General features: G+C 69.2%; 16 protein-coding genes and 1 pseudogene. 8 read left to right on the top strand and 9 right to left on the bottom strand.

Going from position 1 to position 20,876, the window contains the following annotated elements; genetic code table 11:
- Nucleotides 1-22 precede the first annotated feature (22 nt).
- The 4 genes from ACSQ4M_RS15470 (at nt 23) to ACSQ4M_RS15455 (ending at nt 3,870) form a co-directional block, all read left to right on the top strand.
- The gene (locus ACSQ4M_RS15470; protein ID WP_436190333.1) at nt 23-1,309 is read left to right on the top strand and encodes a TIGR02270 family protein; all 1,287 of its coding nucleotides are present in this window, start codon (nt 23-25) and stop codon (nt 1,307-1,309) included.
- Nucleotides 1,309-1,476 (top strand): hypothetical protein, encoded by a 168-nt coding sequence (locus ACSQ4M_RS15465; protein ID WP_436190332.1) that lies wholly within the window; start codon nt 1,309-1,311, stop codon nt 1,474-1,476. Before ACSQ4M_RS15470 ends, ACSQ4M_RS15465 begins: the two co-directional genes overlap by 1 nt.
- A 50-nt stretch (nt 1,477-1,526) precedes the next feature.
- Nucleotides 1,527-2,957: a type VI secretion system-associated FHA domain protein TagH gene (tagH, locus tag ACSQ4M_RS15460; RefSeq protein ID WP_436190331.1), complete on the top strand. Its 1,431-nt coding sequence runs from the start codon at nt 1,527-1,529 to the stop codon at nt 2,955-2,957.
- Between the two features lie 157 nt (nt 2,958-3,114).
- The gene (locus tag ACSQ4M_RS15455) at nt 3,115-3,870 is read left to right on the top strand and encodes a PP2C family protein-serine/threonine phosphatase (protein ID WP_436190330.1); all 756 of its coding nucleotides are present in this window, start codon (nt 3,115-3,117) and stop codon (nt 3,868-3,870) included.
- 1,363 nt (nt 3,871-5,233) lie between these two features.
- Here ACSQ4M_RS15455 and ACSQ4M_RS15450 read toward each other — a convergent pair.
- Nucleotides 5,234-6,251: pseudogene (locus tag ACSQ4M_RS15450) on the bottom strand (IS110 family transposase).
- Between the two features lie 126 nt (nt 6,252-6,377).
- Between ACSQ4M_RS15450 and ACSQ4M_RS15445 the strand changes: the two are divergent.
- A complete protein-coding gene (locus ACSQ4M_RS15445) occupies nt 6,378-6,935 on the top strand; it encodes a hypothetical protein (protein WP_436190329.1) in 558 nt (185 codons plus the stop codon).
- Nucleotides 6,936-7,257: 322 nt separating this feature from the next.
- Here the strand turns inward: ACSQ4M_RS15445 and ACSQ4M_RS15440 are convergent, their stop codons facing one another.
- Both ACSQ4M_RS15440 and ACSQ4M_RS15435 read right to left on the bottom strand, forming a co-directional pair.
- Nucleotides 7,258-8,346 (bottom strand): IS110 family transposase, encoded by a 1,089-nt coding sequence (locus ACSQ4M_RS15440; protein ID WP_436187902.1) that lies wholly within the window; start codon nt 8,344-8,346, stop codon nt 7,258-7,260.
- Nucleotides 8,347-8,829: 483 nt separating this feature from the next.
- On the bottom strand, nt 8,830-9,918 hold the full coding sequence (locus ACSQ4M_RS15435; RefSeq protein WP_436187902.1) for an IS110 family transposase: 1,089 nt from the start codon (nt 9,916-9,918) through the stop codon (nt 8,830-8,832).
- Between the two features lie 446 nt (nt 9,919-10,364).
- Between ACSQ4M_RS15435 and ACSQ4M_RS15430 the strand changes: the two genes are divergently transcribed.
- On the top strand, nt 10,365-10,679 hold the full coding sequence (locus ACSQ4M_RS15430; RefSeq protein ID WP_436190328.1) for an addiction module antidote protein: 315 nt from the start codon (nt 10,365-10,367) through the stop codon (nt 10,677-10,679).
- A 192-nt stretch (nt 10,680-10,871) separates the two neighbouring features.
- Here the strand turns inward: ACSQ4M_RS15430 and tagF are convergent, their stop codons facing one another.
- The 5 genes from tagF to tssJ form a co-directional block, all read right to left on the bottom strand.
- Nucleotides 10,872-11,561 carry a type VI secretion system-associated protein TagF gene (gene tagF / locus ACSQ4M_RS15425; protein WP_436190327.1) on the bottom strand — a complete coding sequence of 230 codons (690 nt, stop codon included), beginning with the start codon at nt 11,559-11,561 and terminating at the stop codon, nt 10,872-10,874.
- 76 nt (nt 11,562-11,637) lie between these two features.
- Nucleotides 11,638-15,183 carry a type VI secretion system membrane subunit TssM gene (gene tssM, locus ACSQ4M_RS15420; RefSeq protein WP_436190326.1) on the bottom strand — a complete coding sequence of 1,182 codons (3,546 nt, stop codon included), beginning with the start codon at nt 15,181-15,183 and terminating at the stop codon, nt 11,638-11,640.
- Nucleotides 15,180-16,523 (bottom strand): DotU family type VI secretion system protein, encoded by a 1,344-nt coding sequence (locus tag ACSQ4M_RS15415; RefSeq protein WP_436190325.1) that lies wholly within the window; start codon nt 16,521-16,523, stop codon nt 15,180-15,182. Before ACSQ4M_RS15415 ends, tssM begins: the two co-directional genes overlap by 4 nt.
- Nucleotides 16,524-16,535: 12 nt before the next feature.
- A complete protein-coding gene (gene tssK, locus ACSQ4M_RS15410) occupies nt 16,536-17,951 on the bottom strand; it encodes a type VI secretion system baseplate subunit TssK (protein WP_436190324.1) in 1,416 nt (471 codons plus the stop codon).
- On the bottom strand, nt 17,948-18,457 hold the full coding sequence (gene tssJ / locus ACSQ4M_RS15405; RefSeq protein ID WP_436190323.1) for a type VI secretion system lipoprotein TssJ: 510 nt from the start codon (nt 18,455-18,457) through the stop codon (nt 17,948-17,950). The genes tssK and tssJ overlap by 4 nt, the downstream gene beginning before the upstream one ends.
- A gap of 137 nt (nt 18,458-18,594) precedes the next feature.
- On the opposite strand from tssJ, the gene ACSQ4M_RS15400 reads away from it, so the two are divergent.
- Nucleotides 18,595-19,149: a TetR/AcrR family transcriptional regulator gene (locus tag ACSQ4M_RS15400; RefSeq protein ID WP_436190322.1), complete on the top strand. Its 555-nt coding sequence runs from the start codon at nt 18,595-18,597 to the stop codon at nt 19,147-19,149.
- Complete coding sequence (locus ACSQ4M_RS15395; protein ID WP_436190321.1) at nt 19,146-19,478, top strand: DMT family transporter; 333 nt, start codon at nt 19,146-19,148, stop codon at nt 19,476-19,478. Before ACSQ4M_RS15400 ends, ACSQ4M_RS15395 begins: the two co-directional genes overlap by 4 nt.
- Before the next feature lie 362 nt (nt 19,479-19,840).
- Here the strand turns inward: ACSQ4M_RS15395 and ACSQ4M_RS15390 are convergent, their stop codons facing one another.
- Nucleotides 19,841-20,749 (bottom strand): LysR substrate-binding domain-containing protein, encoded by a 909-nt coding sequence (locus ACSQ4M_RS15390; protein WP_436190320.1) that lies wholly within the window; start codon nt 20,747-20,749, stop codon nt 19,841-19,843.
- Nucleotides 20,750-20,876: the final 127 nt, after the last annotated feature.

Below are 20,876 nucleotides of genomic sequence, written 5' to 3'. Positions count from 1 at the left end.
AGCGCCCTTCGCTCCCATCCGCATGCAGGCTGAGCCCACGACCCCGTTGCGGGCGCTGCAGCGTCCACCGATCCCGGCCATCGTGCAGCAGCATGCGGACGATGCGCTGCACCTGCGCCACGTGCGCTCGGTGCTGGTGCGCGCACCGCATGTGCGGCTGCTGCAGCTCGGCCGGCTCGACGAGCGGCTGGACGCCCACCTGGACGGGCTGGCCGTGGCCGGTGCCTACGGCCTCGCGCGTGCGCAGGCGGCGCTGGAGCAGCCCGGCTGCGGCGAGGTCTTCGCGGCCTTCGCCGCCGCGCTGCAGGCGCAGGACAGCGCCATGCAGCAGCGCGTGCTGGCGCTCGCGCCTGCCGCACCCGAGGCCTGGCGCGGCATCGTCTCGGCGCTGGGCTGGACCAGCGCGCCCTTGCTGCGCGAGCCCGTGCGGGCGCTGCTGGCCGCCACGTCGCCATGGCAACGCGCGCTGGGCCTGGATGCCTGCCGGCTGCACCGTGTCGACCCCGGCCCGGCGCTGGCCGCGGCCCTGCGCGCGGACGATCCAGTGCTGCGCCTGGCCGCGCTGCGCACGGCGGCGGCGCTGGGGCGCTGCGACCTGCTGCCGCTGGTGCTGGCCGCGCTGGAGTCCGCCCCCCAGGACGCAGCCGCCGCCCATGCGGCCTGCCTGCTCGGCGACCGTGGCGCGGCATTGCGCGCCCTCGAACAGGCCGCCTTCGCCACGCCCGCCGCCTGCGACCTGCTGCGCCCGCTGGCCGTGCAAGCGCTGCCGCCCGAACAGGCACGCGCGCAGCTGCGCCAGCTGATGCCCGTGGCGCCGCGTGAGGCCGTGCGCGCCATCGGCTGGCTCGGCGATGCGCGGCTCGTGCCCTGGCTCATCGAACGCATGGAAGACGTGGCGCTGGCGCGCGTGGCCGGCGAGGCCTTCTGCACCATCACCGGCGCCGACCTCGCGGCGCTGGACCTGGAACGGCCTGCGCCCGCGGACCTTGCCACCGGCCCCAACGACGATCCGGACGACGACAACGTGGCGCTCGACGACGACGAGAACCTGCCCTGGCCCGACCCGGCGCGCGTGCAGCGCTGGTGGCAGGCGCAGGCCGGCACCTTGGCGGGTGCCACGCGCTGCTTCGTCGGCGCAGCGCCCACCGCCGAGCACCTGGGCCAGGTGCTGCGCACGGGTTCGCAGCGCCAGCGCGCACTCGCGGGCCAGCAACTGGTGCTGGCGCAGCCGGGCCAGGCCTTGTTCAACGTGGCGGCGCCGACCTGGCGGCAACGCCGCCTGCTCGGCTTGCCCGGCCGCGGTGGCTGATGCACACCGGTCTGGTGTTCGCACTGCTGGCCTGCGCCTTCCTCGTCGCGGCGGCCTTGCGCGCGCTGCGGTTGCGGCGCGCCGACGGGGCGGTGCGCACCTGGGCCTGGCTGGCGCTGGTGTTCGGCGCCGTCGCCGCCTGGCTGGCCATGACTTTCGGACATTGAGCCTGGCGCCCCGCGGCCCCACCATGGCCGGGCCGAAGGAGCGCATCACCATGACCCTGACCCTGCGCGCGGTGTCGCTGAACGAACTGCCGCTGACCCAGCCCATCACGGCGCAGTTCGACGACCGCGGAGGCACCATCGGCCGGGCCGACCACAACACGCTGGCCCTGCCCGACCCCGAGCGCCACATCTCGCGCCAGCAGGCCGAGATCCAGGCCCGGCCGCAGGGCGGCTTCCTGATCCGCAACATCGGCAGCGCCAACCCCATCGTGGTCGCGGGCCAGCCACTGCTGCAGGGCGAGTCGGCGCCGCTGCAGGCACGCGACGAGGTACGCATCGGCGGCTACCGGCTGGAGGTGGTGGCCGGCCTGGAGCCCGATGCGGGCGCCACGCTGTTGCGGCCGGCCGCGCCGGCCATGCCGGTCGGCGCGGGCAATCCCTTCGCGGACCTGCTCGGCGGCGGCACAGCGCCGCCCTGGACACCGCCCGCGCGCGCGGTGCCGGCAGCCGCGCTGCTGCCCGACGACTTCGACCCCTTCGCCGCGCGCGCCGACAGCGCTCGCCCAGCGGCGCCCACGCCGGCAGCGACCGCCAACGACCCCTTCGGCGACCTGCTGCCCGCCGGCGAAGGCCGCTCGCTCGACGAGATGTTCGGCCTGTCGCCAGGCACGCCCACGCACGATGCGATGGCCGGCTTCATGGCCGGCGCCACCGACACCACGCCGCGGCTGGCCCCCGCGCCGGCCACGCAGCCAGACCATGCCCCGCTGCTGCAGACGCCCTTCGTGCCACGCCCCGTGTCGGCACCGGAGCCGGCCCCAGCTCCGGTGCCGAGGGCTGTGCCGGTGCTCGCACCGTCGCCGGCCGTCTTGGACGGTGACGACCCGCTCTGGGCCGCCTTCTGCGCCGGCGCCGGCATCCGACCCGACCCGGCCCAGGGCAGCGGCACCGCGCGCATGCAGCTGGTCGGCGAACTGCTGCGCGCCGCTGTCGACGGCACCCTGCAGATGCTGGCCGTGCGCGCGGCCACGCGCCAGGAGCTGCGCGCCAACGTGACCATGATCCGCGCGCGCGACAACAACCCGCTCAAGTTCTCGCCGGACGCGCAGTCGGTGCTGGAGCAGTTGCTGCGCCCGCCGCTGCGCGGCTTCCTGCCCGCGGGCGAGGCCATGCACGACGCCATGCAGGACCTGGTGGGCCACACCATCGGCAGCATGGCCGGCACCCGCGCCGCACTGGAGGGCGTGCTGGCCCGCTTCGAGCCCACCGTGCTGGAATCCAAGCTCAGTGGCCGTTCGGTGCTCGACAGCGTGCTGCCGCAGAACCGCAAGGCGCGGCTCTGGGAGCTGTACCTGCGCCACTTCGAGGCACTGCGCGAGGAGGCCCGCGAGGACTTCCACGCGCTGTTCGGCAAGGCCTTCCTGGAGGCCTACGAGGAGCAGCTGCAGCGCCTGGCCCGGCATGCCGGCGACAAGCAATGAGCGCCGCGCCGGGCCGCCCCAAGCAAGCTCGCGCCCCCTCGGGGGGCAGCGAACCTCGCGTAGCGGGGAGCGTGGGGGCCACGTCTGCCGCGCCGGGCCGCCCCAAGCAAGCTCGCTCCCGCCCGGCGGGACAGGCCGCAGGCCGAAAGGTGCACCCATGACGGCACCGGCCTTGCGCCTGCAGGTGGCGGCCTGCAGCGAACAGGGAACACGCGCCATCAACGAGGACGTGGTGCTCATGCGCGACAACGGCCCGGCCTGGTTTGCCGTGCTGGCCGATGGCGCGGGCGGGCATGCCGATGGCGCAGAAGCCGCGCGCCGCGCCGTCGGCAGCCTGCAGGCCGGCCTGGGCGACGCCACGCTGCCCTGGCGGCCCGAACTGCTGAACGATGCGGTGCTGGCCGCCCATGCCGAGGTGCGCGGGGGCCGGCGCACGCAAGCGCCCATGCACACCACCGTGGTGGCGCTGTGCCTGGACCCGCGCCGCGGCGTCGCGCTGTGGAGCCATGTGGGCGATTCCCGGCTGTACCGGCTGCGCGGGGACAGCATCGACCAGGTGACGCGCGACGACACGCTGGTGCAAGGCCTCATCGACGCGGGCGTGCTGACGCCAGAGCAGGCCCGGCACCACCCGCACAAGCACCACCTGGCGGCCGCCTTGGGCATCGACGGCGAGCTGCAGCCGCACACCACGGCCGAGCAGCCGCTGGCCAGCGGCGACGTGTTCCTGCTGTGCAGTGACGGCTGGTGGGCCAGCGTGGGCGATGCCGGCATCGTCGCCAGCCTGGTGGACGCCGACTCGCCGCAGGCCTGGCTGGCGGCCATGCGCGATGCCATCGTGGCACAGGGCCGGCGCGACCAGGACAACTACAGCGCCATCGCGGTATGGATCGTCGAGGCGGCAGCCGCCTGAGGTGTTGGATGGCAGAACAAGGGAAGAAGTCCCGCCTCCAGGTCATGGGAGGGCTTCTGGGCGGCGCCAATGGCGCCGTGCCAGCGCAGGTGCACTCTCCCGCCACGCGCGCGCCAGGCCGGCGCACATCCACAGGCCCCGTCGTGGAACACACGCCACTGCCGCACGTCCCGTGGGTTTGGCTCGAAATGCAGTGACCAGGTGAGGCCACTGCAGGTAGAGCGCCAGTCGAACGGCTGCCGCTGGTCCAGGAGCACCACGAACGGTGCCCCGTTCACCAGGCCGCCAACGCGGCGCTGTTCGGCGCGCGCACCGCGCTCGGAAGCGGTTGCCGCGCGGTAGGGGCGCATGCTCAAATGTTGGGCGGAAATTCTTAACGATCCAGATACATTAAAGTTGGGCCACTTTAGCAGCTTAATTATGCAGACGAAAAAAGAACGAAACATCCAACTCGCGCACGCTGTGCTGGAATGGAATCAGACATATCTCAATAGAGATTCAGTTCTCACAGAGGCGCTCGTTGGAGAGTGCTTTGCAGATCAATTTATTGTGGAGCCGAACGGCCGAAGGTACGAGGCGACCCGTAGAACATACAAGGAGTTCCTGGATGGAATGAAAAGCACTATGGACTCCATTCGGTATCAAGTTACACATACTGTGGCCGACGAGGAATCCGTAGTTTTCTCAATGCAAGTCCAGATCTGCAAATCTGACCACGCCGCTGAAAATTTCTTCGCCATGCTCTTGGTCAGATTTAATGATTCTGAAAAAATATCTCTTTGGCATGAAATCTATGTACAACAGGGCCGGTTGGTCTAACCCATCTGCAAGCCCCTTCGTATTGCAATGGACAGCTTCGCCGCCCGCTGAATTTCGACGTCAAAGAGCATGGCGACGCGCTGCGCCTGGGCCAGGTGCTGACCCATCTACTCTTCGTATTCGAGGCGTATGGGGGTGCTCTGAATGACGACTGGCTTCCGACCGCAATTCTTGGACTGCCGTTGGAAGATGCTCAATTCTTCTACAAGGGCATCCCCATTCGTCAAGCAAAAATCGTCTCGGCCCGCGCAGCGGGATATAGGTTTTCTCCTGATCACTGACTGCCGGACGCAGCAGAAACACTGAGGTCAACAAGGTGCGGACTGGCCAGACTACAACCGGTCATCGATGCAGCCGTTCAATGGCTGCGGACCCTGATGAAGGACGCACGCGGGAGACCCATTCGTTAGTCGGCGACGCAGATGCTGCCATCGAATTGATCGGTCACTTCCCGCGCAGGTCCAAACCTGTCGACATCAACGCTTGCCGTCACGCGGCGGTCGGTTTCAAAACTCTCTGTGGTTGGCGCTTGGTGTCGGCGTGCTCATGCCGGCAACGCGAAGTCTTCTCCTCGCCTGAGCACCGCCCAGGCCATGCGCGCGTTCTTGGCCGCGATGGCCACCACGGCTTTCCAGTAGCCGCGGCGCTCTTGCACCGCCAGCGCCCAGCGGCTGATCGAATCGGTCTTGTTCTTCGCTGCCGCCAATACGGCCCTGGCACCCATCACCAGCAAGCTGCGCAGGTAGGGATCACCGGCCTTGGTGATGCGTCCGAGCCGCGCCTTGCCGCCCGAGCTGTACTGTCCAGGCACCAGGCCAAGCCAGGCGTCGAACTGGCGTCCGCAGTCGAACTCGTGGCCGTTGCCGATCATGGCCAGCAGACAGGTGGCGGTCGTTTCTCCCACACCACCGAGCTGCATGAGTCGTTTGGCGCGGGTGTCGGCGCGTGCCTCCTGCCGAATGTGCTGGTCGTACTGCGTGACGCGCTCGTCCAGGTGGCTGACTTCGCTGAGCAGATCGCCAATCACTGTGTTGGCCCAACCGGGCAGGTCCTCCAGGCACTCGCAGGCACGCCGGCGCACGGTGGCCGCCTTGAGCGGCAGCACGATGCCGAACTCCGACAGCAGGCCGCGGATGCGGTTGAGGGTGGCCGTGCGCTGCTCCACGAATCCCTGGCGCGCACGGTGCAGCATCAACTGGGACTGCTGCGCCAGGTTCTTGACCGGCACAAAGCGCATGTGTGGGCGCTGCACCGCCTCGCAGATCGCAGCGGCATCGGCCGCATCGTTTCTTGCCGCGTCGCCCGCTCATGCGATAGGGCGTGACGAACTTCGGCGCGATCAGGCGCACGGTGTGGCCGCTGGCGGAAAACAGCCGTGCCCAATGGTGCGCGCCCGAGCACGCCTCCACGCCGATCACGCACGGCGGCAGTGCGGCGATCAACCCGTGCAGCTTCTCGCGCGCCACGGCCGGGCGAACAAGCTTTGGCTTGCCCGCCTCGTTGATGCCATGCACCGCGAATACGTTCTTGGCGAGATCAATACCGACGGTCAGAATAGCCATGGACTTCCCCTTCCGAATGAGTTGATGAGAGATCGCACTTCCCATCGTGGCACTGCGTTGCCATTCGCCGCAATGCGGCTAGTTCGGGACGGGGAAGTCCCTTTCATTCGTTAGGCCGTCTTTAGCATGCATCTCTTTTTCGCGACGCTGCCGCTTGCACTATTTCTCCTGTTACGAGTCGCGCTCGTTGATCCCCGCACACCCATGGAACCAGCAGGGATTCTTGGAATGGTCATATCTGTTCTCCTTGGAACCCTACCCATTGTTTTCATCCATGCCCCTGAATCGCCCATTTTCAATATTTGTTTGGTCTTTGCTCTATCTGTCGTAATCACACCCGTACTCTTTGGTGCGATGAAAACAGATACATTTTCGGAATGGCTGGGCGACAAAGTATTTTTGGTGCTCGCTAGAACTTTATTTGCGGCAATCTTTGCTATACCGCTGACATACTTGGATGACTGGTGGTTTATTGTGATCGGCGCATTGGCCATTGTTTCCCTTATTTCAAGATTCCACTTATGGGCAAGTCTAGGAGGGAGCGGCAGTCGATATTTCTACGCAATACTTGCAGCCTTCTACACGTTTGTTATATATGCCGATATGGTGTCTATCTCGCAAGTTGACGAGAACACATGGACAAAGTGGAGAGAGTTTCTTCCGCCGGTTTCGGAAAGTGAATGATTTGCGACCGAGCGGCCTAACCATTCTACAGGGACTTCCCCTTTCGTCAACAGCGGCTCATAGGTTTTCTTCCTGATAAACGGTATTCGCATTCATTGATCGCGGACGCACGATGAACTCAGAAGCCACCGCAAAAGGACAGACTGCACATCTACAGGCGGGCTTTTGTCGGCCAGTTGGTCCGAGGCCCCAGATACGAACCGCTCAGCAGGACTCCATTCATTCGTCGTGCTTGAAGCACGGACGAGTTATCGAGCTCACCTGCTGCCGGTCTGACCTGTGGTGGTTATCTGCTATCGCACGTCCAACTCAGAGAATCAGTTCATGCCAGTTGCGGCTTCTGCCGCGCCGCCGGTATTTGGGGCACATGGTCGGGGTCGAATGCACCGTCGCGCGTGAGCACCGCCCACAGAATGCGCGCGTTCTTGTTGGCCAGCGCCACCACGGCCTTTTGCCAGCCCACGCGCTCTTTCAGTTGCACCAGCCACTGGCTGATGCGGTCGCTGCGTTTGGCCGCGCTCATCACGGCCGACTTGGCGCCCTGGATCAGCAGCGTGCGCAAGTAGTCGTCGCCGCGTTTGGTGATGCCCCCGAGCCTGGCTTTGCCGCCGGTGGAGTTCTGGCTGGGCACCAAGCCGAGCCAGGCGCCGAACTGCCGCGCGTTGGCAAACTGGCCAAAGTTGCCCACGCTGGCAACCAGCGCCGACGCCGTGGTCGGACCGATGCCCAGCAGAGTGGCTGCCTTGGCCGCCCGCGCATCGGCGCGCACGTGGGCGGCAATGCGCTCGTCGCACCAGGCAATCTGCAGGTCGACGTCGATCCAGTGCAGATGCGCGCGTTGCAGCGCCAACCGTGCCACGCCGGGCAACTCGTTGCTGGCGTCCTCGATCACGCTGGCCAGCACCAGGCGCAGCGCGTCCGGACCTTGCGCGAAGACCAGCCCGAACTCGGTCAACAGGCCGCGGATGCGGTTGATCAACGCTGTGCGCTCTTCCTTGAAACCTTCGCGCAGCCGGTGCACGGCAAGCTGGCCTTGCTGCTCGGCCGTCTTGACCGGCACGAAGCGCATGTGCGGGCGAGCTGCGGCCTCGCAGATGGCAGCGGCATCATTGGCGTCGTTCTTGCCGCTCTTGCCAGCCATGCGGTAGGGCGTGACGAAGTGGCCTGCGATCAGCCGCGCATCCAGGCCCAGCACGCGCAACCGGCGGGCCACATGGTGTGCGCCACCGCAGGTCTCCATCGCCACGATGCAACCGGCCGGCAACTCCGCGCACCAAGAGAAGAAGCGGTCCGGCGGCAACGCGCGGGCTACGACCACGCGCCCAATCGCATCGACCGCGTGAACCTGGTAGACCCGCTTGGACAGATCGACCCCTACCCGCGCCACCGGCGCCCGTGTAATCTCTGCCATGGACTTCCCCTTTCCTGTTTCAGATTGAACTTCCGCGAGTCAATCTTGGTGCCTGGACACCGTGCTGGGATTGGGGAAGTCCCTTCGTATTCGTTCAACCGAAAGCAGTGAGGCATGCCGTTGTTTGGGCCTTCATTTCATTGTGGCCCAAACGCCGCCATACCCCACTGCTCCGGTTAACTCGGACTACAGGGACTTCCCCTTTCGTCAACAGCGGCTCATAGGTTTTCTTCCTGATAAACGGTATTCGCATTCATTGATCGCGGACGCACGATGAACTCAGAAGCCACCGCAAAAGGACAGACTGCACATCTACAGGCGGGCTTTTGTCGGCCAGTTGGTCCGAGGCCCCAGATACGAACCGCTCAGCAGGACTCCATTCATTCGTCGTGCTTGAAGCACGGACGAGTTATCGAGCTCACCTGCTGCCGGTCTGACCTGTGGTGGTTATCTGCTATCGCACGTCCAACTCAGAGAATCAGTTCATGCCAGTTGCGGCTTCTGCCGCGCCGCCGGTATTTGGGGCACATGGTCGGGGTCGAATGCACCGTCGCGCGTGAGCACCGCCCACAGAATGCGCGCGTTCTTGTTGGCCAGCGCCACCACGGCCTTTTGCCAGCCCACGCGCTCTTTCAGTTGCACCAGCCACTGGCTGATGCGGTCGCTGCGTTTGGCCGCGCTCATCACGGCCGACTTGGCGCCCTGGATCAGCAGCGTGCGCAAGTAGTCGTCGCCGCGTTTGGTGATGCCCCCGAGCCTGGCTTTGCCGCCGGTGGAGTTCTGGCTGGGCACCAAGCCGAGCCAGGCGCCGAACTGCCGCGCGTTGGCAAACTGGCCAAAGTTGCCCACGCTGGCAACCAGCGCCGACGCCGTGGTCGGACCGATGCCCAGCAGAGTGGCTGCCTTGGCCGCCCGCGCATCGGCGCGCACGTGGGCGGCAATGCGCTCGTCGCACCAGGCAATCTGCAGGTCGACGTCGATCCAGTGCAGATGCGCGCGTTGCAGCGCCAACCGTGCCACGCCGGGCAACTCGTTGCTGGCGTCCTCGATCACGCTGGCCAGCACCAGGCGCAGCGCGTCCGGACCTTGCGCGAAGACCAGCCCGAACTCGGTCAACAGGCCGCGGATGCGGTTGATCAACGCTGTGCGCTCTTCCTTGAAACCTTCGCGCAGCCGGTGCACGGCAAGCTGGCCTTGCTGCTCGGCCGTCTTGACCGGCACGAAGCGCATGTGCGGGCGAGCTGCGGCCTCGCAGATGGCAGCGGCATCATTGGCGTCGTTCTTGCCGCTCTTGCCAGCCATGCGGTAGGGCGTGACGAAGTGGCCTGCGATCAGCCGCGCATCCAGGCCCAGCACGCGCAACCGGCGGGCCACATGGTGTGCGCCACCGCAGGTCTCCATCGCCACGATGCAACCGGCCGGCAACTCCGCGCACCAAGAGAAGAAGCGGTCCGGCGGCAACGCGCGGGCTACGACCACGCGCCCAATCGCATCGACCGCGTGAACCTGGTAGACCCGCTTGGACAGATCGACCCCTACCCGCGCCACCGGCGCCCGTGTAATCTCTGCCATGGACTTCCCCTTTCCTGTTTCAGATTGAACTTCCGCGAGTCAATCTTGGTGCCTGGACACCGTGCTGGGATTGGGGAAGTCCCTTCGTATTCGTTCAGCATCAGCAGGTACGCTGGGTTGAGATTCCGTAGCTCATGGGCTACACTTGGCTATGCGCGTCGAGAAGACGGACGAGTACCGAGATTGGATCGATGCCTTCAAGGACCGTGCGGGCAGGGCGCGCATCCTTGTCCGTGTTGATCGCCTGATCGATGGGAATCCCGGCCCAGCATCGCGACCTCACGGATGGCGTTTCCGAATTGAAGATCGATGTGGGTCCCGGATACAGGGTCTACTACTCGCAAAGAGGCTCTCGCCTCCTCCTGCTGCTCATCGGAGGCGACAAGTCGACAGCAGAAAGACATCGCGAGAGCCATCTTGCTCGCGCGCAATTACAAGGAGTAGTGATGCCCAAGGTCTCCATGCGCTCGCAGAAGACAAAGACGTCGTCTTATGACGTGGCCGAACATCTGCGGACACCTGAAGAGATGGCCGCATATCTCGATGCTTGGTTGGAGGAAGCGCCTGAAGACGCCGCCGGCATTGCACGAGCCCTGGGCAACATTGCACGGGCAAGGGGCATGACGCAGGTTGCGAAGGATGCCGGACTGAGCCGAGAGAGTCTGTACCGAGCCCTTAGCGCGGAGGGAAACCCCAGTTTTGCCACCGTGTTGAAGGTCGCGCGGGCACTTGGGGTCAAGTTGCACGCGGCGGCGGCGTAAGCATGATGCCGAATCGGGTAGCCGGGAGTTTCTAACTCCCAGCCCCCACCCTAACCACCGTGCGGGTCCGCAGTGGGCGGTTCGACAAGTCGGCTCGCTCGACGAAGCCCCGTTTCTTTTCTCTCGTTTTTCCGTGCAGCCCTGGGCCTTGCACCACTCACATTCCGTATCACCCAACATGAGGGCCGGCGCTCAGCGGCCTGCAGGCTGCTCCGCCAGCAGCAGCTGTGCCAGCACCTCGGCCCCGGGCAGGCCCTGGGCCAGCTGCAGCTGCACCGGGTGCGCGGCCTGGCGCACCGCAGGCCACCACAGCGTGCAACCGTGCAGCCGGGCCACCAGCATATCGGCCGCCAGCGAGGCCAGGGCGTCGGGCAACACCGACGCGGCCGCGGGCTGGCCGATCGCTGCGGACCAGGGCGGCAGGACGGACAGCTCGGCCTCGAAACCCGCCACGGTGGCGCCGTCTTCGAGCGTGCGCACGGCCGCACGCGCCAGCGCCTCGTACCAGGCCACGAGGCCGGCCAGGCCCATGGCATCGCGCGGCGGCTGCGCCGTGCCCTGCCCCACCCAGAGCGGAAAGTAGCGTCCCACCTTGTCGCAGCTGGGCATCAGCACGCCGAACCACCACTGCGCCGACAGCACGCCGGGCCCGCAGGCGAAGCGCAGCAGCGGCGCCTCCAGGTAGGCCCAGGGCCAGCGCTCGCCCAACACCTGGGGCAGCGCGTGCATGGTGGCGGCCAGCCAGCGGTCGCAGGCCTGGGCCACCTCCTGCGGCAACCGGCGCTGGGCGAAGTCGCCCAGCATGGAGAGCTTGCCGTACCAGGCCGGTGGCGCGGCCACGGCCACGGCCGGCATGGTGATGGTGTCGGGTTCCAGGTTCATGACGGCACCCTTCGGCCTGCGGCCTGTCCCGCCGAGCGGGAGCGCGCTTGCTTGGGGCGGCCCGGCGCGGCGCGCATCACAGCCCCGCCGGACAGCCGAACTCGCGCAGCTCGCGCAGCCGGAACGGGTTGCGCACGCTGCTCGTGGTGACCTCGAACACGGCCTTGCGGCCGCCGATGTCGAAGGTGGCGCGAAAGCGCTCGGGCGCGCCGGTGGGGTCGATCTGCACGCGGTCGAACAGCCGGAACAGCGCCCAGGGGCCCCCATCCACCAGGCCCGAGGCGCCGCTCGCGCTGGGCGGGCTCAGCTGCACGCGCACCTCGGAGCTGCCGCGCGGGCCGGGCCACTGCACCGAGCTCGGGATCTGCGGACCATGGGCGTAGCGCACGATCTGGCCGTCCACATCGAGGATGAACTGCTGGATCGAGGCGTCCATCTCGATGGGCTTGAAGTCCAGCCGCAGCGCGGGCGCACCGGCACCGGGGAAGAAGGTCTCGCGGATCGCGGCGGCGCGCTGGAACTGCGGCAACTGGCCACCGTCGGCGCCCAGCGGCGTGCCTTCCACCGCGCGAAAGCGCCAGGGCCGCGTGCTGGTGTCCACATAGGGCGCCAGCTTCTGCTGGAACAGCTGGTCGATCTTGCCGCCAGGGCCGAACAGCGCGGCGAAGTCGGCCTGGGTCACGTCGCGCGCGGAGCCCGGCACCAGCGGGTAGCGGCCGGCGACGGCCTGCTGGCAGAACTCGCTGACCTGCGAGCGCACCTCCTGCGCCAGCGTCTGGCGCAGCAGGCCCTGGGCGATGTTGGCGCTGCTCTGCGACAGCGTCTCCATCATGGTGCGCAGCGGCTGCGGCATGCGCGCGGCCTCGGCCTTGACGCGGTTGGGCAGCGGCGACGGCGGTGGCGCCGCCCCGCCCTGCAGCGCCGTTTGTGCGGCGTTGAGCAAGAGGTTGACCTCGGCCACCAGGGCCAGCGTGTCGTCCAGCGGCGCGCGGCCACCGGCTGGCGCGGTGACGAAGTGGCGCAGGCCGGCGAAGCGCGCGTCGACCAGCTGCTCTTCGAGCGAGGGCGCGCCCGCCACCGGCGCCGCGCCGCCCGAACCCAGCACGCCGGCCAGCTTCTCGCGCCCCTGGCGCACCATGTCCTGGGCGCGCTGCTCGGCCGTCTCGACCGCGCCGCCGCCGCTGGCCAGCGTGGTCTCGCGCGAGATCGCCTTGAGCAGCGGCGCCAGCGGGCTGTCGGAGGCCGACAGCAGGCGCGACATCTGGACCGACTGCGCGAGCTGGCCCATGGGCAGCAGCTTGATGTCGGCGATGAAGGCCTCCCAGGTGGCGGCGTAGTCGCTCAGGTACAGGCGGCGCACGTCGTCCACCAGCGGCGCGTTGGCACGCACGCGGGCGGCGGCGTCGCGCGGCTCGTCGGCCACGCCCAGCACCCAGGGTTGCTCGGCCGCCAGTTGGTCGGCCACCTGGCCGACCTCGCGCTGGAAGCCGCGCAGATAGCCATCGCGCGTGTACAGCCCGGGCACGCCCTGTGTCAGCGGCGCGCCGCTGGCCCGCGTGAACACCAGCGCGGCATTGGGGCCGGCCGCGCGCGCCACCGTGAACGGCGCGAACTCCTGGCCCAGGCCCTGGTTGCGCAGCCGGTTGTAGACGCGCTGGGGCAGCGGCAGGCTGGCCAGCTGGGCGCGCGTGGCGGTGACGAGCGCGTTGTCGGCCTGCAGCGGCGAGGCCACGCCGCCCTGGGCCAGCAGCGCGTCCAGGTGGCGCTGCAGCTGCTCGCGCTGGGCGGGCGTGAGTTCGCGGCGCGTGGCCTGCCAGTCGGCCTCGACATGGCGGCGCAAGGCCTCGGCCGAGAAGTGCTGCGGCGCATGCAGCATGGCGTAGACCTTGAGCGCCTCGTACTGCACCTCGGGCGCGCCCACGCCCTGGCGCAACTGCTCCTCGATGCGCAGGGCCAGGCGCGGCAGCAGCGCGTCGGTCAGCATGCGTGCATAGGCGGCCTGGGCGGCGCTGTCGAGCTTGCGTTGCTGCGACAGGCCGAAGCCGCCCGGCGCGGCCTCGGGCTGGGCCAAAGCGTGCGTGGCCTCCAGGGCGGGCAGCAGCGGCAGCAGGTCGGGCGTGGCGCGGTCGGGCGTGGCGGCCAGCAGCTGCTGCACCGGGCCGGCGCGCGCGGCAACAGCATCGACGTAGCGGCGGTTGTCCAGCCAGCTCAGGGTCCAGGCCGCGAGCAGGCCGGCCGTGGCCAGGCCCACGGCACCGTAGCCGGCCGCCAGCGCCCAGCGGCGCCGACGCTCGGCGCCGCCGCGCAGGCCCGCCAGGCCGGCCTCGGCGAAGACCACCTCCTCCAGCAGGCGCTGCAGGAAGTAGCTGCGCCCGCTGGCCTGCTGCGGCGGCACCAGCGCCTGCTCCAGCCGAAAGCGGCGCGCCACGGCGCCCAACGCGCGGTCGATGGGCGCGCCCTCCTGCGTGCCGCTGACGAAGTAGATGCCGCGCAGCAGTGGCCTGGCTTCCAGCACCGAGGGCGCGAACACGCCTTCGGCGAACTCCTGCAGCACCTCGCGCAGCGCTGCGAACTGCACCGGGAAGCCGTAGATGCGCGCACGCCGGCCCGGGTCGCGCTCGGCCTGCAGCCGCGCGACCAGGCCGTCGACCAGGCGCTGCTGCAGCGCATCGAACTCGGCCGGCATGCCAGCCAGCGGCGCCTGGTTGCCCCGCGCGAAGCTGAAGCCCCAGGGCGTGTTGCGCTGCTCCTTGTCCAGCGCCGCGAAGTAGTCCATGAAGCCGGCCAGCAGGTCGGCCTTGGTGACCATCAGGTAGATCGGGAAGGCCATGCCGAGCTGGCCATGCAGTTCCTGCAGCCGCGCACGCACGGTCTGCGCATGCTGGGCGCGCTCGGCCGCGGGGCGCGCCAGCAGGTCGCTGACCGAGACCGTGACCAGCACGCCGTTGACGGGCTGGCGGGTGCGCGTGCGGCGCAGCATCTGCAGGAAGCCGTTCCAGGTGGCTTGGTCGTTGTCGGGGTCGCTGTCTTGGGTGGTGAAGCGGCCGGCGGTGTCGATCAGCACGGCGCGGTCGGTGAACCACCAGTCGCAATGCCGCGTGCCGCCGACGCCGCGCAGCGCCTCCTTGCCCAGCAGCTCGGCCAGCGGGAAGTGCAGCCCGCTGTAGCGCAGCGCGGTGGTCTTGCCCGAGCCCGGCGCGCCGATGATGAGGTACCAGGGCAGCTCGTACAGGTGCCGTCCGCCCAGCCGCGCGGCCCAGCCCTTGAGCGTGCCGCGCGGGCCGAAGCGCGCCTGCTCCAGGCCGTGCAACGCGCGCTCGAACTGCTGGCGCACGGCCGCCATGTCGGCGCTCTCCTGGGGGCCCGCCGCGGTTGGCTGGATCAGCTGCTGCACCACGGCGGCGTTGCCGCGCCTGGCGCGCCAGCGGCCCCAGGCGATGCGCAGCGCCACCAGCACCAGCAAGACCACGATGGCGATGGCGCGCGCGCGCGCGGTCTCCAGCGGCCGGACCTCGCCGATGGCCAGCAGCGGCCCGGCGATCCAGAGCACGAGCGACAACGCGACGAGCAGCAAGGCCAGCAGCAGCCAGCGGTTGAAGATCCAGCCCAGCAGCTTCTTCATCGCGTGGCTCCCGAGGCGGCAGGCGCGGCGGCCGTCGCGGCGACCGGTGCACGGCCCAGCACCATCAGCGTGATCTCCACGCGGCGGTTCAGCGCGCGGTTGCTGGCGCTGTCGTTGGGCACCAGCGGCTCGGCGTCGGCCCGGCCTTCGGCGCGCACGCGCTCGGCCGGCAGGCCGTCGGCCACGAGGCGCGCCTGCACGGCCTCGGCGCGCTCCTGCGAGAGGTGCCAGTTGGACGGAAAGCGCGCCGTGCGGATCGGGCTGCTGTCGCTGTGGCCCGTGACGAGCACGGTGCCGGGCAGCTGCTTGAGCGCCGTGGCGACGCGGCCGAGCAGCGCCTCCTGACCGGCGGCCGGCGTGGCGCTGGCCGGCGCGAACAGGCCATCGCCACGCAAGGTGACGACGCTGCGGTCGACCTCGTCGCGCACGGCCACCAGGCCGCCCTTCACGTCGGGCTGCAGCAACTGCGCCAGGCGCGGCACGGGCGCGGGTGGCGGCGGCGCCGTGACGGGCGGCGTCAGGCGCAGCGCCTGGATCTGGCCGAACACGCGGTCGGAGCGCTCGGCCAGCGACAGCGACAGGCCCGAGTACACGAGGGCCAGCAGCAGCGCGGCAGCGGCGGCCGTGGCGCCCAGCGGCAGCCAGCCCGAGAAGCGGCGCTGCGCAAGCGGCTCCACCTGCCAGTGCGCAGCCAGCGCCTGGGCATGGTCGCCCCGCTCCTTGCGAACGATCTGCGCGAGCCGGTCGCGCACCGCCTCGAGTTGCGCGGCGCCGTTGTCGACGACACGGTAACGGCCCTCGAAGCCGAGCGCCAGCGCGGCGTAGACGAGTTCCAGCAGGTCGCGGTTGGCGGCCGGCTGCTCGGCCAGCCGGGCCATGAGCTGGAACACCTTTTCGCCGCCACGCGTCTCGTTGTGGAACATGGCCAGCAGGCTGTACTGCGCCCAGGCGCCGTTGCCACCCCAGGGCGTGTCGGCCGCGGCCTCGTCGAGCATGGTGCACAGCACGTAGCGCGCGGCCATCACGCGCTCCGGCGCGATGCCGGCGGTGGCCGCATCGGCGCAGAAGTCGCGGATGCCCTGGGCCAGCGCCTGGCGCAGCGCGGCCGGGTCGTCCACGCGCTGCGTGGCGCGCAGCGCGGGCACCAGCAGCAGCAAGCGGTTGGCCAGCGTGACGAGTGGGTTCAGGCCCGGCGCGGGTGCGGCGGTCTCGCTCTCGGCGGCCGCAGCCGGGATGGGGTTGGCGGACGGGCGCGGCGCAGGCCCGCCGCCCGGGCGCGGCTTGACGAAGGTGTGCTGCTCGTCGAGCGCGGCGAAGGGGTCGTCGATCGGGCGATCCATGGTGTCGGCCCGTCAGGTCCGGATGGCCCAGAGCTCGAGCTCCAGGCCGGGGAAGTCGCCCGCCACGTGCAGCGCCAGGCTGCCGCTGCGTTCGAGCTGCTTCCAGAGTTCGCCGCCGCGGTCGAGTTCGAAGTAGTGGTGGCCGGCATGGAAGGGCAGCTGCCGCGGCGCCACCGGCAGCGGCCGCAGCGCGACGCCGGGCAGTTGCAGGTTGACGAGGTCGCGGATGCGGTCCACCGGCCCGAGCTTGGACTGCGCCGGAAAGCGCAGGCGCAGCTGCTCGGCCGGCAGCTGCGCGTTGACGGCCAGCACCAGGCTGGCGCTGCGCAGCATCTCGGCATCGGCCAGCACGGCGGTGCGCACGCCGTGCGTGCGGTCGGTCAGCGCGATCTGCTCGGCATGGCGCTGCAGCACGGTGGACAGCATGCCGCGCAGCGCGTCGAGCAGCGGCGCGAAGCTGGCCTGCAGGTCCTCGTGCTGGTAGAGCGGGTACTCGCGCGGCTGGCGCGCGGCGGAGCTGGTGGTGGCGAAGGTCGCCAGTTCGCCGGCCAGCTGCAGGCAGTCGCGGTGCAGTTGCTCCGGGTGGGCATGGGGTGCGCGGGCGTGCTGGCGGAACAGCGGGTCGGCGCGGTTCAGCGTCTGCAGCATCAGGAAATCGCTGAGCTCGGAGACGCCATGGCCGAGCTGGCCCATGCGGCCGGCCAGGGCCTCGGCGCGCTGGCGGATCAAACCGTGCAGCAGCGTGGCCATGGCCGAGAGCTGGCCGCTGGCGTCCAGGCGTGTTTGCGGGGCGGTGTAGGCGCGGTCGAGCACGAGCTGGCGGTCGCTGCGCCGCTCGGCGACGCGGGCCACGCCGAGGGCCGCCTGGCCGTCACCGAGTTCGCGTGCACGCACCAGGCGCAGGCACAGCGCGGCGGTCTGCACGGGCTCCGGATCGTCGCCGGCGCTGGTGCGGTCGCGCAGCGCATGGTCGGCGATGCGGTAGCGGTGCTGCGGGCGGTCGGCTGCGCCGGTGTCGGCCGCGTCGAAGTCGACCTCGTCGACACCATCGCGCGCCAGCGGTGCGGCCAGGTAGACGAGTTCGTTCTGCACGTCGCTGGGCAATGCGAGCGGCAGCGGCGCCGCGTCGGCCTGCGGGATGCAGAACGGCGTGCCGTCGGGTAGCACGCCCTGGGCGCGCACCAGGCCCAACTGGCCCTGGGGCAGCAGCGACTCGTCGAGCACGAGTTCGCTGAAACCCCAGCCGTGCACGCCCAGCAGGCGCACGCGGCGGTCGACCAGGGTCTCGAGGTAGCGCGTCTCCTGCTGGAAGTGGTGCGGGAGCAGGAACATGCCCTGGGTCCAGACCACCTTGTCGGCGGCCGGCAGCGGCGCGCCGGGCGCGGGAACCGGGCCAAGGCCGCCCCCTTCGTCGGGCTGCGCGCTCATGGCGCCAACTCGGCCGTCACCGCCAGTTCGCTCGCGCGGATCGTGACGCGCTGGGCCTGGCCGGGCCGCACGGCCAGCACGGCGCGCCAGCGCGCATGCTCGACATCGCGGTAGGCGGCGAACACGGCGAGGAAGCGGGTCTCGGGTGCCAGCGTGCGGTTGATGGGGCGGCTTTCGCCCGGCGCCAGCATGATCTCCTCGCGCCCGACCAGGTCGGCGCCCAGCTCGGCCTGGTCGCGCTGGTACAGCGAGACGAAGTCGGCGGCGGCGAACACGGTGGCCGTCTTGAGCTCGTAGACGCGCAGCAGCAGCGGCGAGGGTCGCCCGCTCACGCTGGGGTTGACGCCGGCCACCGCTACCACACTGCCGGCCACGGTGGTGGGCGGCACCTTGGGCGGACCGCCGCAGGCCGACAGCAGGGCCAGCAGCGCGGCAACGCGGACCAGCCAGCCGAGCGGGTGGCTGCGGTGTGTCGAACATCCCGATCGATTTCCTGCGGTGCGCATCCGTATCCCCCAAGGGAAACCCTGGCGGCCAGCATAGCCAGCCGACCCTGGGCAGACGCATGACGAAGGTCATCGCAGGCGCGCCGCACGGCCGATCAGCGCTTCATTAAAATACACTCGTATTCTTCGAAAGCACCATGGACGATCTCCGCAAACGCACCCGCGCCCCGGTCGAGGTGCACGCCCGCATCCTCGCGGCCGCCGCCGATCTCCTGACCGAGGGCGCGCCGCTGTCCATCGGCAGCGTGGCCGAAGCAGCCGGCGTGACCAAGGGCGCAGTGCAGCACCACTTCGGCACGCGCGAGGCCTTGCTGCAGGCCCTGTGGAACAGCACGCAGGCCGAATTCCTGGACGACCTGGGCCGCGATGCCGCGCGCCATGGCGGCAGCCCGCTGGGGGCCGCCAGCTACCTGCGCGCCACCGTGCGCGCAGGCACGCGGCGCCATGTGACGCGCCGCTGGCGCGCCGTGCTCGCGGCCTGCGTGGTCGAGCGGCCGCTGGCGCGCCAGTGGAGCGACTGGGTCGGCAGCTGCCGGCGCGACAACGCCGAAGGCACGCAGGACCTCATCGTGCGGCTGGCGGCGGACGGCCTGTGGCTGTCCGACCTGCTGGGCATCTACAAACTGTCGGCCAGGGAGCGCCAGGCCCTGCAGGATGCGCTGCTCGCGCGCAGCGAGGCGGCCAAGGCATGACGACCTACCTGTTCCTCGGCGCGGCCATCGTGCTGGAGGTGTTCGCCACGGCGATGCTCAAGGCCTCGGACAGCTTCACGCGGCCAGGGCCCGCGCTGGCGACGGCGCTGGGCTATGCCGCCTCGTTCTACTGCCTGTCGCTGGTGCTGCGCAGCATGCCGGTGGGAGTGGCCTACGCGATCTGGTCCGGCGTGGGCATCGTAATCACGGCGGTGGTGGCTTTCGTGCTGTTCGGTCAGCGGCTGGATGCACCCGCGCTGGCGGGCATGGGCCTGATCGTCGCCGGCGTGCTGGTGATCAACCTGTTCTCTGCGACCACGGGCCACTGAGGCCATGAAGACCAGCATGGACGAAATGCAGGCGTTCACGGCCGTAGTCGCCGCCAGCCTGCTCCCTTGCTTTCCTGGCGCAACGGCTCTACGACCCGGCCGCGCAGGCGCGCGAGCGAGTGCTGCGCGCCGTCATGGGATCTTGCGAAGCCCGACCGCCAGGAAAATTACATACAAAATAACGATGACTTCCAGCATGCATGCCACATAGCAATCTGCGAGCCAGTTACTCTCCCACCAAATAAATCACGAAAAATCAAGAAGTTGCACACGAGCGCGGACAGCGTGAAACAGATCACTTGCAAGGCGGGGCCATCTGTGTAAGTGGCTTCGACACCTGGGAAAACCCGAGCTTGCGTGGCTCAGCCCGCGTTGGCTTGCGCGCACTCCATCAACCAATCGCGGAACAGCGCCAACGCGGCGGGCGGATCGCGCCGCTCGGGGCTGACCAGGTAGTAGCCGCGGCTGCCGCGCAGGGCACGGTCGCAGGCCAGCACGAGGTCGCCACGCGCCAGATCCTGGGCGACGAGCATGCGCGGCACCAGCGCCACACCGAGCCCGTGCGCAGCGGCCGTGGCCGACATCGAGAACAGCTCGTAGCGTGGCCCGCTCTGCCAGTGCGCAGCCTGTACGCCCATGGCCTCGAACCACAGTCGCCAGGCGTCCGGGCGGGTGCTCTGCTGCAGCAGCGGCAGTTCAGCGACCTGCGCGGGCGTGAGCGCGCTGCGGCCCTGCAGCAAGGCTGCGCTGCAGACCGGCAGCACCTCCTCGCTCATGAGCAGCACGGCACTGGTGCCGGGCCAGTTCTGCACCTGCTCCGGGGTGCCGGCGTACAACGCCGCATCGAAGCCGTCGTCGCTGAACAGGAAGGGCCGCGTGCGCGTCTCGATGTTGACGGTGATCTGCGGGTGCCGCTGGGCCAGGGCCGGCAGGCGCGGGATCAGCCAGCGCGTGGCGAACGTGGCCACGGCCGCCAGCGCCAGCGAGTTGCCGCTGTGCTGGCGCGCCATGGCGTTCACGGTGTCCAGCTCGAGCGCATCGAGCCGCCGTGCCACCTGGCGCGCGTAGTCGCGTCCGCTGTCGGTCAGGGCCACCCCATGGCGCGTGCGGCGGAACAGCACGATGCCCACGAACGCCTCCAGCGCGGCGATCTGCCGCGACACGGCGCCCTGGGTCAGCGCGAGTTCCTGTGCGGCGCGCGTATAGCTTTCGTGGCGGGCGGCCGCCTCGAAACAGACCAGGGCCTGGGTAGACGGGAGCTTGCGGCGCAAAGTATTCGAAATATACACATTTAGAGCGCACCAAACCGCCGAGAAAGCAGCTAAATATTCTTCGACCTCATATCTCGATCAAGAATCATCGTTTGCCGCCCCCCCTCAGCCGCGGCTAGGATGGGCG

Origin of the sequence: Pseudorhodoferax sp. LjRoot39 (assembly GCF_964253035.1) — a bacterium.
GTDB lineage: Bacteria > Pseudomonadota > Gammaproteobacteria > Burkholderiales > Burkholderiaceae_C > Pseudorhodoferax.
Note: the sequence above shows the minus strand (reverse complement) of the source record. Positions and strands in the feature narration are given on the sequence as shown.